This is a genomic window from Corynebacterium renale (assembly GCF_002563965.1).
Classification (GTDB): Bacteria; Actinomycetota; Actinomycetes; order Mycobacteriales; family Mycobacteriaceae; genus Corynebacterium; species Corynebacterium renale.
In genome coordinates, this window is sequence record NZ_PDJF01000001.1 from 2,085,466 (window position 1) to 2,098,316 (window position 12,851).

Annotated in this window: 10 protein-coding genes; 4 read left to right on the top strand and 6 right to left on the bottom strand. The window is 59.2% G+C overall.

Translation table 11 applies throughout. The features are described 5' to 3' along the window. Nucleotides 1-41: 41 nt before the first annotated feature. From ATK06_RS09770 to ATK06_RS09785, 4 genes are all read right to left on the bottom strand, one after another. Nucleotides 42-1,748 (bottom strand): DUF262 domain-containing protein, encoded by a 1,707-nt coding sequence (locus ATK06_RS09770; protein ID WP_048379072.1) that lies wholly within the window; start codon nucleotides 1,746-1,748, stop codon nucleotides 42-44. A gap of 153 nt (nucleotides 1,749-1,901) precedes the next feature. Then, complete coding sequence (gene ilvC, locus ATK06_RS09775) at nucleotides 1,902-2,915, bottom strand: ketol-acid reductoisomerase (RefSeq protein WP_048379070.1); 1,014 nt, start codon at nucleotides 2,913-2,915, stop codon at nucleotides 1,902-1,904. Between the two features lie 99 nt (nucleotides 2,916-3,014). Then, complete coding sequence (ilvN, locus tag ATK06_RS09780) at nucleotides 3,015-3,530, bottom strand: acetolactate synthase small subunit (RefSeq protein WP_048379068.1); 516 nt, start codon at nucleotides 3,528-3,530, stop codon at nucleotides 3,015-3,017. Next, nucleotides 3,530-5,398: an acetolactate synthase large subunit gene (locus ATK06_RS09785; RefSeq protein WP_098389269.1), complete on the bottom strand. Its 1,869-nt coding sequence runs from the start codon at nucleotides 5,396-5,398 to the stop codon at nucleotides 3,530-3,532. The genes ilvN and ATK06_RS09785 overlap by 1 nt, the downstream gene beginning before the upstream one ends. Nucleotides 5,399-5,752: 354 nt before the next feature. On the opposite strand from ATK06_RS09785, the gene ATK06_RS11335 reads away from it, so the two are divergent. The 4 genes from ATK06_RS11335 to ATK06_RS09805 are packed head-to-tail and all read left to right on the top strand — an operon-like array spanning nucleotide 5,753 to nucleotide 10,896. Further along, on the top strand, nucleotides 5,753-7,204 hold the full coding sequence (locus ATK06_RS11335; RefSeq protein WP_048379597.1) for a mechanosensitive ion channel family protein: 1,452 nt from the start codon (nucleotides 5,753-5,755) through the stop codon (nucleotides 7,202-7,204). Nucleotides 7,205-7,214: 10 nt separating this feature from the next. After that, a complete protein-coding gene (locus ATK06_RS09795; protein WP_231913497.1) occupies nucleotides 7,215-7,742 on the top strand; it encodes a PH domain-containing protein in 528 nt (175 codons plus the stop codon). 30 nt (nucleotides 7,743-7,772) lie between these two features. Continuing rightward, complete coding sequence (ilvD, locus tag ATK06_RS09800) at nucleotides 7,773-9,614, top strand: dihydroxy-acid dehydratase (protein WP_098389270.1); 1,842 nt, start codon at nucleotides 7,773-7,775, stop codon at nucleotides 9,612-9,614. 22 nt (nucleotides 9,615-9,636) lie between these two features. Beyond that, entirely contained in the window at nucleotides 9,637-10,896 is a 1,260-nt protein-coding gene (locus ATK06_RS09805; protein ID WP_098389271.1) for a glycosyltransferase 87 family protein, read from the top strand. A gap of 83 nt (nucleotides 10,897-10,979) precedes the next feature. Here ATK06_RS09805 and ATK06_RS09810 read toward each other — a convergent pair whose 3' ends face one another. Together ATK06_RS09810 and ATK06_RS09815 are read right to left on the bottom strand one after the other, a co-directional pair. Next, a complete protein-coding gene (locus ATK06_RS09810) occupies nucleotides 10,980-12,005 on the bottom strand; it encodes a DoxX family protein (protein WP_098389272.1) in 1,026 nt (341 codons plus the stop codon). Between the two features lie 48 nt (nucleotides 12,006-12,053). Then, entirely contained in the window at nucleotides 12,054-12,782 is a 729-nt protein-coding gene (locus ATK06_RS09815) for an HNH endonuclease family protein (protein WP_083985917.1), read from the bottom strand. Nucleotides 12,783-12,851 lie beyond the last annotated feature (69 nt).

The window sequence follows — 12,851 nt, forward strand, 5'->3', positions numbered from 1 at the left end:
ACCTACCTCATCAGCGTCACATTGTTAAATGGTGGCCCAGTTTAGCCTAACGCGCGGCCCTCCAGCACATTTGTCAGCATTTGTTCAAAACGCTTACTGCGATCGGCGAAGAAACCCTCGGCATCGCCTGCGTTAAGGAGCCGTGGATCCACGAAGTGTGTAGCCAACACTGCATCAAATTCCGCGGCGTTCATCAAGGACTTCGACTCAATTCGCGGCAGGTAGCGGGCCGGGCCATGGTCATCGACCATCGTCGCGGTTCGCGCACCCATCGGGGTGAAGTTCAACGCCGAATCAGCAAGGGTTGGATCAATCTTGTTCCGGAGGCAGTACTTCGGGGTGAAAATATGGCTGACAACTGGGCGCAGTTCAGGCCAATTCCAGCGGTCAAACTGTTCGCCGGTGCGCCAATCCTTCGCCCCGCGAGCGCGCAGCAACGCCATGATTGCCTTATGCAGCCCGGTCGTCGGAGCGGCGTGTTCTACACGTTCCATGTCCACCGCAGCATCACGCACGGTTGCCGGCAGGGGCGCCTCATCATTGATGAGCCATTCCACCACCTGGTCAACGTCGTAGGCCATGCGGTTCACGGCTGCCGACGTACTATACAGCTCGCCAATCGCACCAGCCCAGAACCAGCGATCAAGCTTGTCCCACGACGACGACAACGCCAAAATGTCGTTGTAATCGCTCGCTCGTGCCAGCATCACCGCGAGGGGAACCAGTTGCGCCGTAAACGGAACCGAAGTGGCCTCCACAATCCCGCGCTGCAGCAGGAACTCGCCAACCTCTTTCATCGTCACAGCGATATGTTCCGCGCCTAACTTGTATTCCTCCAAGCTGAGCCGCAGGATATCCTCGCGGTTACCGGCTGCCCTCCCTTGACGAGACGTCGTCAGAAGCGCAACAGCAGTGAGGAAATCAGTGGAATCCACCCTGCTTAACGACGGATACCTGCCCCACTCACCACGCACGCTCTCCCAGTGCTCGCGCAATCCAAACTCCGGATCCTCACTGGAGAATACAGCTGTGAGCAAATCAAGCGCATCCATTTGCTGTCCTGCGGAATTAGCTTGCGCAAACACCGAGCCCACGCCAGCACTGGCCGTGTGACGATCGAGGCGGATAATCGGAATTTCATATGCCGACAGTGGACGCACAACAGAGCTAAAGAAATCCTTCGCCGCCGAGACAGTGGTGTCATCATCGCTGGCTACCAGGTCGAACAGCCGGTCAGTCACTTTCTGCTGCAGAAGATCCGATACTGCGATCGCCGTTGGCGTAAGTTCCGCAGGCGCGAAATGCGAGCGGATGTGGCCGCGCTCGTCAACGGCAAAGACCGCCTCATCTGGAACCACGTCTGCCGATACCGCACGCTGCACGTCAACGTAGAAGCGGCGACGCACATTGCGTCCACGGTAATCAATCGCTTCGACGAAACCGTCCCCGCGGAATGCGTGGTACAAGGTTGCTAGGCGCTGGTGGCCGTCGAGAAGCAATAAACCAGGTTCGGCACCGGTATCGGGGGCGCCGGCTAGCGGTCGGGCGCGGAAACGTGGTTGCGTGCCACGGGTGTCCAGGGCCATGAAGCAGCCGACTGGGAAGGATCGCAGAACAGTGAGGATGAGGGACCGGACGCCGTCGACAGTCCAGGGGAATTCACGCTGGAAATCTGGGAGCTGAATGTCTCCCCTATCCACGCGTTCAAAGAGGTCACTGAGTCCATAGCTTGGTGTGGAAAATCCCATGCTTCACAGTGTAGAACGGCGTGCCTCAGCGCGCTGGAATAGGTCGGACCAACTTTGCAGGCTTGGCCGATAAGGCGGCGGGCATAGTAAAGCCGGCCACCTCACGTGATGGAGGTGGCCGGCTGCTATTCCTTATATATAAGGAGTGAAACCTTAAGCGGTCTCATTCAGTGGGTTCTTGACCCAGCTCATCAGGTCGCGCAGCTTCTCGCCGGTTGCCTCGATTGGGTGGTCAGCAACCTGCTGGCGACGGGACTCGAGGTCCTTGTTGCCCTCTTCAACGTTCTTGACCAGCTGCTTGACGAAGGTACCGTCCTGGATGTCCTTGAGAACGGCACGCATCTTGTCCTTTGCGGACTCGTCGATGATGCGTGGTCCTGCCAGGTATCCGCCGTATTCTGCGGTGTCGGAAACGGAGTAGTTCATGTTGCCGATGCCACCTTCGTAGATTAGGTCGACGATCAGCTTCATCTCATGAAGAACCTCGAAGTACGCCATCTCAGGAGCGTAACCAGCCTCGGTGAGGACTTCGAAACCATTCATGATCAGGAATTCGAGGCCACCGCACAGAACGGCCTGCTCGCCGAAGAGGTCGGTCTCGGTCTCTTCCTTGAAGGTGGTTGGGATAACACCAGCGCGGGCGCCGCCGATTGCCGCAGCGTAAGACAGCGCCAGCTCACGGCCGTTCCCCTTTGGGTCCTGCTCAACAGCGATCAGGGTTGGGACACCCTTGCCGTCGACGAAGGTGCGGCGAACCAGGTGGCCTGGGCCCTTAGGAGCGGCCATGGCGACGGTGATGTTTGCCTCAGGCTTGATCAGGCCGTAGTGGATGTTCAGGCCGTGGCCGAAGAACAGAGCGTCACCGTCATTGAGGTTTGGTGCGATGTCATTCTTGTAGATCTCTGCCTGGGAGGTGTCCGGTGCCAGGAGGACGATGACGTCCGCCCATGCAGCAGCCTCAGCAGTTGGCAGAACCTTGAAGCCGGCTTCCTCAGCCTTGGCAGTGGACTTGGAGCCTTCGCGCAGACCGATAACAACCTCTACGCCGGAGTCGCGCAGGTTCTGGGAGTGTGCGTGGCCCTGGGAGCCGTAACCGATAACGGCGACCTTGCGGCCCTGGATGATGGACAGATCAGCATCAGCGTCGTACAGAACTTCAATAGCCATGTGACGAAACCTTTCTTCGAGAAAAATGTAGATTTCAGTATAGGTGAGATTTTTGATTTTGTTTGCCCAATTGTGGGTGAATTTGGGCGTTTATCGGATTTAGGCGCGGGTGGGCGCCATGGTCTTTGGCCCGCGGTGCAGCGCGATTACACCGGATTGCAGGTATTCGCGGATTCCGAACGGTTCCAAAACATCCAATAGTGCTTGTAGCTTACCCTCAGTGCCGGTTGCTTCGATAACCAACGATTCGGGCGCAACGTCAACGATTCGGGCACGGAAGATGTTTGCCGCGTCAACGACCTGTGGACGGCTGTGGTTGTCGACGTCCACTTTGACCATGAGCAGGGCACGCGCGATGGAGGTGTCCTCCTCCAGTCGCACGACCTTGAGCACTGGAACGATTTTATTCAGTTGCTTCGTAATCTGCTCGACGGCGTGATCGTTAGCATCAACCACCAGGGTCAGGCGGTTAATCCCCTCTTCGTGGGTCTTTGCGGACACCAGGGATCGGACGCTGAAACCACGGCGGGTGAACATGGCCACGACGCGGGACAGGATGCCGTCACCGTCGTCGACCATGACGCTGATGATGTGGGAGTGAGTTGGTTGCTCCATTAGTTCTGCTCCTCGTTTTCTTCGATGACCTCGCTGATGGTCGCGGGTGCTTCGGCTGCGGAGTCGGCGTCGTCAAAGAATGGACGCAGACCCTTGGCGTACTGGATTTCAGAATTTGAGGTGCCGGCCGAAATCATCGGCCAGACCTGAGAGTTTTCGCCGACGATGAAGTCAATGACCACTGGGCGGTCGTTGATTTCGCGTGCGCGGCGAATAGCTGGGATAACTTCTTCTTCCGTGGTCACACGGATGGCTTCGCAACCGAGCGCCTGTGCCAGCCCAACGAAATCAGGGACGTATTCGTCCTGTTCACGCAACTTGGTATTGGAGTAACGGCCTTCGTAGAAAAGCGTTTGCCACTGGCGGACCATGCCCAGGTTTCCGTTGTTGATCAGCGCAACTTTAAATGGGAAGCCCTCGACCGCGGCGGTGGTGAGTTCTTGGTTGGTCATCTGGAAGCAGCCGTCGCCGTCGATAGCCCAGACTTCTTTGTCCGGCATTGCGGCCTTGGCGCCGAGCGCTGCAGGAATTGCGTAACCCATGGTGCCCAGGCCACCGGAGTTCAGCCAGGTGCGTGGGTGCTCGAAGTCGAGGAACTGCGCGGACCACATCTGGTGCTGCCCCACACCTGCTGCATAGATAGCCTCAGGCCCAACTTCCTTGGACAGGGTCTCGATCACGAACTGCGGGGTCAGCTTGCCTTCATCGGGCTTGTCGTAGCCACGTGGAAAACGCTCCTGCAGGTCAGCGAGGTGGGCAAGCCACTCGCCGGTGTCCAGCGTGCTTGACGACGCCTTCCGGTACGCTTCCGCCAACTGCTGCAGAACTTCCTTGGCGTCGCCAACGATCGGGACATCAGCGGCGCGGATTTTACCGATTTCTGCAGGGTCAATGTCGGCGTGAATGACCTTGGCGTGCGGGGCGAAGGAGTCAACTTTACCCGTGACGCGGTCGTCGAAACGCGCACCGATGGTGATCAAGAGGTCCGATTCCTGCAGGGCACCGACGGCAGGAACTGTGCCGTGCATGCCTGGCATGCCCATGTTGAGGCGGTGCGAGTGTGGGAACGCTCCGAGAGCCATGAGCGTTGTCACCACTGGAATGTTCGTGGCCTCTGCAAATGCCAGCAGCTCGGGGGAAGCGTTGGCCTTGATAACGCCGCCGCCGATGTAGAGGACAGGCTTCTTGGACTGCTGAATCAGCTCAATTGCCTGAGCAATCTGCCGGCTGTGTGGTGTGGTCACCGGTTTGTAGCCAGGCAGATCGATGGTTGGTGGCCAGACGAAGTCGAGAGTTGCCTCTTGGACGTTCTTCGGAACGTCCACCAACACGGGGCCGGGGCGGCCAGTGGCTGCCAGGTGGAAAGCTTCGGCCATCGCCTGCGGAATGTCGTTGGGGTCGGTGACCATGAAGTTGTGCTTGGTCACCGGCATGGTGATGCCGCGGGTGTCAGCCTCCTGGAAGGCATCCGTGCCCAGAAGCGAGCTACCGACCTGGCCTGTAATTGCAACCATAGGGACGGAGTCCAAATTAGCGTCCGCGAGAGCAGTCACCAGGTTGGTCGCGCCTGGCCCAGACGTCGCGATGCAGACACCGACACGACCCGACGCCAGCGCGTAGCCTTCAGCCGCGTGACCTGCGCCCTGCTCGTGGCGGACCAGCACGTGGCGGACCTTTTCCGAAGAATACAGCGGGTCATACAGCGGAAGTACTGCTCCACCCGGCAGGCCGAATACAAGGTCTGCGCCGAGCTCTTCCAGGGAACGGACGATTGCCTGGGCACCGGTGATGCGTTCGGGTTCGGGATTGCGGCCCGCCCGCGCAGCGGGTGCCGCGGGCTTCGGTGTAGAAGAATCTGCCGAATTCACTGTTGACTCCTTCTCAAACTGTGGTGTGGCTCTCTAGTAGTGAGTTGCTGAACATATAAGAAACACCCTCCGCCGCACTGTCTGTGTGCGGTGAGGGCGTTTGCGATGAGGACTAGTAAAAGTAGTCCGTCACGGCAAACGCCGCGCGGTTACAAGTACAAGTCCAATAATGTTCATGTGAGACATCCTACACAAAACCATCCCATGCCGCGCAACACGTATCTCACGGGTGGGGGTAATTCGGGGGTATAGCGCTGTAAACGTACTGCGTCCGAGTATTTCTCTAGGGCTTTCTGCGCAGTTGTTCAGGGCACACCCAGCGCCGTACAAGTGAACCTTTCCTACTATGGGGTCATGCCGTGGTCTTATCTGTTTAATACGGCGTGGCTGTGGATCGCCGATCAAGGCATCACCCTCGCGCTTCTCATTGTGGTGGCTTGCCTTGTTCCAAGGATTGGCCGCTTCCTTATTTCGCGGATTAACCGCTACATCGAAGACACGGACACCTCCCAGGAGAACAAGTCACGCCTGGCAATAACCAGCGTAGGTGTCTATATCGCTCAGCTGATTGCATACTTTTTCCTGTTTGTGATGGCCTTGCAAACCCTAGGATTCTCGCTGACAGGCGCCGCTATCCCTGCGACCGTTGCTTCTGCCGCACTCGGTCTTGGCGCGCAGTCGATCATCGCGGACTTCTTGGCAGGTTTCTTCATCCTCACGGAGAAGCAATATGGCATCGGCGACTGGGTGCGGTTCGAAGGTAACGGGATCAAGGTAGAGGGTGACGTCATCCAAATCACTATGCGCGCCACTCGGATTCGCACGCTGTCGCAAGAAACGGTGACGGTCCCGAATTCCACCGCCAAGATTTGTATCAACAGTTCGAATTTCTGGTCGCGGGCAGTCGTTGTTATCCCGGTACCGCTCCTGGGCTCCGAGAACGTCCACGACGCCATCGCTCGCACCACCGCCGCAACGGAGCGCGCGCTTGCCGAACCCGACATCGCCAGCGAAGTCTTGGGCACCCTGGACGTCCAGCCCGCCGTGAGTATCAAGCCACCGGCCACCGTGGGCATGCCCTGGATGATCGACATGCGCCTTATGGTCCAAGTCGAAGCCGGCAGTCAGTGGAAGGTAGAACGCGCGATTCGCACCAGCATCGTCGACGAATTCTGGGACGAGTACGGCTCAGCCCCCACCGTTGACGGTTCCCTCCAGCAGGAGCTTATCGACGCCAACGGCACCCCACCTCACCCCACACCGCGGAAGAAAACGCCAGCCCCTCCCCATACGATCCCTTCTGATTCAGCGACAACAGAAGTACTCCCGGAGGCAGACCCCGCGGCAGACATGGCGGGCGAGGGTTCACAGCTTACGGACGTCGAGAAGCACGACAGCACGGACGAAGCAGACAAGTCCACGCATATCAGCCGCAAACGCTGGATACTCAGCCTGGGCGGAAAGATTCGACCATCCACGACTCTCCTACTTGCCGCGCTGGGCTTCCTGCTCTTCTTGTGGGTCTCCACTATCCAGACCAGCGCCGAATGGGAAGGAGGCGACGGATGGCTTGCTCCCCCGCAGTCCTCGCACACCAGCTACCCACAAACCCCGGAACCGGAGTACATACCGCAGCCCACTTTCACCCCGGAACCCACCACACCAACCCCAACCGTGGACACCACTGAACCAACACTGCCCGAAGAGCCGACCGAGACTTCCACGCCTGTGGAACCGACTCCTACTGAGGCAGAACCCACACCATCGGAGACAGTAACTGGCACACCCACCCAGACCAATAGTTAAGATGTTCCCCATGAGTTCTCCCACCACGCTGCGGCCAGACCGCACTCACCTTCTTGTCGCTGCGGTGATGACCTGCATCATGCTCATCCCGATCGGGTCCGCACCGCTAGTTCTGGGATGGCTTATCATCGTTCCCATTCTGTATTTCTGGTGGATTCAAAAAACCGCCACTATCATTGACGATTCGGGAATAACCGCCCAATATGCGTTTCGCGGTAACAAACACGTACCATGGGACGAGTTGGCTGGAATCGGGTTTAAAGGCGCCACCACATTTGCCTCTACCCATGCAGGTGAAAACATCACCCTCCCCGCAGTAACCTTCAATTCACTGCCGGTCCTGTCCGAGGCCTCCGATGGACGCATCCCAGACGCCCTTACTCAAAGCCGGGAAGCTATCGACGACATGGTTCGAATCGTCAACAAGGATGGTCGCGAGGTGCTAGTCACCCGCGAAGAATACGCCCGGATTCACGCACACGATGAAGATCCGCTCGTTCAGCGCTCAGATGCGGACGACACCGCCAACGATGCGTAGCAGTAACAACACATTTTCAAGGAGCACCCGTTGATCCCGTTAAGGTCAAAAGTCACCACAGTCGGCCGCAATGCTTCTGGCGCCCGCGCACTATGGCGCGCCACCGGCACCAAAGAACATGAATTCGGCAAGCCAATTGTGGCAATTGTGAACTCGTATACCCAGTTCGTCCCAGGCCACGTCCACCTCAAGAACGTGGGCGACATCGTGGCCGAAGCCGTACGCGCGGCAGGTGGCGTTCCCAAGGAGTTCAACACGATTGCTGTCGACGACGGCATCGCCATGGGCCACGGCGGTATGCTCTACTCCCTCCCCTCCCGCGAAATTATCGCGGACTCCGTGGAGTACATGGTCAACGCGCACACCGCCGACGCCATGGTCTGCATCTCCAACTGCGACAAGATCACCCCAGGCATGCTCAACGCAGCGATGCGCTTGAACATCCCCGCCGTGTTCGTCTCCGGTGGTCCGATGGAAGCAGGTAAAGCTGTCGCCGTCAACGGTGTGACCAAGGCACCGACCGACCTGCTCACCGCAATTACGGCCTCAGCCTCCGATGCCGTCACGGACGAGGGCTTGACCGAAATCGAAAACTTCGCCTGCCCCACCTGCGGTTCCTGCTCGGGCATGTTCACGGCAAACTCCATGAACTGCCTGACCGAAGCTCTCGGTCTTTCCCTGCCGGGCAATGGCTCTACCCTGGCCACGCACAGCGCGCGCCGTGACCTCTTCGTCAAGGCCGGCAAGACCATCGTGGACCTGTGCTCCCGTTACTACGGCGAAGAGGACGAATCCGTCCTGCCACGCAGCATCGCCACCAAGCACGCCTTCCAAAACGCCATGGCTTTGGACATGGCGATGGGCGGATCCTCCAACACCGTCCTGCACATCCTCGCAGCAGCACAAGAAGGTGAAATCGACTTCGACCTCAGCGACATCGATCGCCTCTCCTACGAAATTCCATGCCTGTCCAAGGTGTCCCCGAACTCGGACTACCACATGGAAGACGTCCACCGTGCCGGCGGTATCCCCGCCATCCTGGGTGAACTACGCCGCGCCGGCAAACTGAACTCGGACGTCCACACCGTGCTCTACGATTCGCTAGATTCCTGGCTTGACGACTGGGACATCCGCGGCGGCAAGGCGACCGAGGACGCCATCGAACTGTTCCACGCCGCCCCTGGTGGCGTACGCACCACCGAGGCGTTCTCCCAGTCCAACCGTTGGGAAACCCTGGACACTGACGCCGAAAACGGTTGCATCCACTCCGTTGAGAATGCCTACACCGCCGACGGCGGCTTGGTCATCCTGCGCGGCAACATTGCTCCCGACGGCGCCGTCATCAAGGCCGCCGGTGTGGACCAAGACCAGTGGATCTTCACCGGCCCAGCTCGCGTCGTAGAATCCCAGGAAGAAGCCGTTTCGGTGATCTTAAAGCGCGAGGTCCAGCCTGGTGATGTGGTCGTCGTCCGCTACGAAGGCCCTTCAGGTGGCCCAGGCATGCAGGAGATGCTGCATCCTACCTCCTTCCTCAAGGGCGCGGGCTTGGGCAAGGTCTGTGCACTCATTACCGACGGACGCTTCTCCGGAGGCACCTCCGGACTCTCCATCGGCCACATCTCCCCCGAAGCCGCCCACGGTGGGCTCATCGGCCTCATCGAAAACGGCGATGAAATCACCATTGACGTCCACGAGCGGGTGCTCAACTTGAACGTTGACGATGCGGAGATTGAGCGTCGTCGTCAAGCACAAGAAGCACGCGAGAAGCCCTGGACCCCCGTGGCCCGCGACCGCAAGGTCTCTAAAGCACTCCGTGCCTACGCCAAGATGGCAACCTCCGCGGACAAGGGTGCGGTGCGTCAAGTTGACTAAACGTGCACTAGGATAACCCCCTATGCGCACTCAGAAGATAGCCCCGATTCCACTGCTACTAACCCTCTTCGGGCTAGCAGCCGGAATCGGGGCTACGTCGATTTCTATGCAAGAAACCGACTTCCCCGTGGACATGATCATCTACCGCGAAGGTGTCCAGGCGTTCTTCGGTGGACGCGACGTCTACGCAGTCCCCATGTACGCCGGTGACCTGGCATTGCCGTTTATCTACCCGCCGTTCGGGGCGGTGGCATTGTGGCCGCTATCTTCTACCTCACTGCCGCACTCCGTGGCCGGCGACATCATGATCGGAGTCTCGGCCGCGCTGCTTTTGCTCTGCCTCTTCTTCGTGTTCCGGGCTGTTGGTGTGGCACGCGAATGGCTCTGGCCCGTGACCGCCGCAGCATGGGCGGTGGGAATGCTCATCGAACCGGTGACCCTCAACAATGGGTTCGCACAGATCAACATAGTCCTTATGGCACTGGTCATCCTTGACCTGGTGCCACGCAGGAGGTGGCTGCCGCAAGGCTGGCTGATTGGCCTGGCTATCGCGATTAAGATTTCGCCGGCAGCGATGCTCTTGTACTTCTTGCTGAAGAAGAAAATCTGGCCCATCGTGACTGCCGGCGTTACCGCAGCTGTGGCCACCCTGCTCTCAGCGCTGGTCAATTGGGAAGAATCCGTCACTTTCTTCAAAACCACGCTCCTGGACATGGGCGCGAGCGGGGACTTTGGCGTAGACCCCTCCTATTCGTCAAATAGTTCACTTAAAGGTGTCCTCCTGCGCATGGCAGGTGAGGCGGAAAACTCAACGCTTCTCAATCTGATCTGGGTGGTGCTAGTACTCGGCCTCATTATCGGCGGTGGTTGGCTCATGTGGACACTGCAGCGAAAGGACTACGACACCCTCTCTTGGCAGGTCAACGCCATGATAATGCTGCTTATCTCCCCGATCTCGTGGTCCCACCACTGGGTGTGGTTGGCGGTGATTATCCCGACGGTCGCGTACGTCGGACTCACCGCACTGCCCCAGTGGAAACCGTCGCTGGTGGTTGTGGGAATCTGGGCAGCCCTGGTTCTGACTTTGCCGCCGAAATGGTGGTTCGGCGACGGTATCGTCGCGTCCTCCGGACTTTCTTTGTTCGGCCAATTCCTCGTAGCGGACTTCGTCTGGCTAGCGCTTGCTCTCATGGCTACGATCGCTGTGGACATGGGGCGGGCGCCGAAGGCTCCGGACGCCACGACGTTTCAGGAAAAGCAAGCCACCGCGCCTCTTTCCTAAAGTCCCGCTGGGCCGGTACGCAAGAGAAGCGCCCCGAAGAACGCAATCGTTCTTCGGGGCGCTTTCGGGTGTCACCCTGGAAACTAGAACCCGCCTCCGAGGAAGAACCACACCGCAACCGCACCGGCGATGCCCACAAGGGCAGCAACCCATGCACTTGCGCGCGGTCGGACAGCCCAGCCACGTGCGTAATCGCAACCGTAACGTCCCGGTCCAGTGAAAGCTACAGCAACTGAAACAGCGAAGAGAAGAAGCGCTAGGAGCACCGCATCCTGCGTATTTCCATTCCCGACCACGCCATGCAACACCGTGACTCCGGTAGCTGCGATCGCAAGCGCCGATCCCAAAGGGTTAATCAGGCCAAGGATCAAGAAGGCTCCGGCAAGCAGCTGAAGACCAGGGACGACGACCGCCAAAACCTGTGGATTCCCGTAACCGGCGAATTGTTCAGTAAGCCCGTTGAGTCCCGTCGAGCCGCCCATCATAAAGAAGCGTGTGATTGCTTCACCCGCGAGGAACACCCCGAGGACCACCCGCAGGATCAACAAACCGAAATCAGTGGTACCGCGCTGCGCAGGGACGACCGCAACTGCAGTATCGGTGGCTGCAGGCGCTACTTCAGGGCTGGTAGCAGCTGCCGGATCTGCATACTCTGACGTCTCCGCTTCACCCGACTCTGCATCCTCGACGGGAAAAATCGCCGTAGCCGGCTCAGGCTCTTCGACGGGGATCGGATCGTATGCGGTCGTCGGCGCATCAGAGAGCAACGCATCAGTGCGATGATCCGGGCGAGCAGCTGGCCTGGTCGGTTTTTCGACAATCGGTGTGCCAGCCGCAGCATCCGAGGTCACTGCTGGCTCCTGCTCAGCCTCGGCCTCCGGCACGGGTTCCGGTTCTGGCTTGCGTGCCGGAATATGCTGCGGCTTCGCACGCCCAGCTAACTCATAGATGGAAGGTCCCGGAGGCGGAGCAGTCCGCGCGGGGCGTTCGCGGTAGGCCGGGATGTCGGCGTCGTCAACGCCTAGGGAGTCTTCGGCATCCAGAGGTGCCGTTTCGAACCCTAAGCCGGTGTCTGGTTCATGGTTCTTATCGTGGGGGCGTTGGTTCATAGGAAGTAGGTTATTCCAGGCCACCGACGCACGGGGCTTGGCGCGCCGTTAACACCTGCCGAGCTCACGGGCTAGAGCATCATGTTCAGCCTGAGTAACCCACAGTGCGTATTTGGCTTTGACCTCCACCTGGATCTGGGCGTATCGACAGCGGAAATCCTTGTTGGGCGGCTGCCACGTGGCCGCGTCGCCGGCACCCTTTTGAGAGTTCAGGGGGCCGTCGACAGCTAAGAGGTTCAGCGGGTCATTGGCAAAGTTAGCCCGTTCCTCTGGGGTGAGTTGTTGGGCACCTTTCTGCCAGGCGTCCGCGAGGGCAACCACGTGGTCAATCTGCACTGCACTAGAGGTTTTCTTCCCGCGCACAAAATTGATTGGCTGCCCGGAGTACGGGTCCTGCAAGACTCCACTTTCCACGAGGCAACCATGCGTCCCAGGGCGAATCACGGTGTCCTGCAGGTCGCGGCGCAGGATGTCATTGCGGGTATCACATCCGTTGTGGCCAAATTCCACGGTGACGTCATCAGACCAGCGTTGCCCGAACTCCTCGCGCGCGTACCCGGTTTTGGGGGCGCGGCCTTTCACCGGGAGGCCGTCGAGAAGCTGGGTGTGCAGCGAGGCTGCAGGGGTGACGGTTGTGGTGACAGTGCTTATCGACGTCTCTACCTCCGGCACGGTGACGGAGGCGGTAGAGGTCACGGGGGCCGTGGCGAGTGGCTCGCAGGCGACAAGCGTGGTCGCGGCAGCGGCGATCATGCAGGCAATACCGAAAGTGCGCATAGTGTCTAGTGACTTTAGCATGGGCCCCGGTGGCAGAATTCGCCCTCATCTACTAATGTCGGTGACACG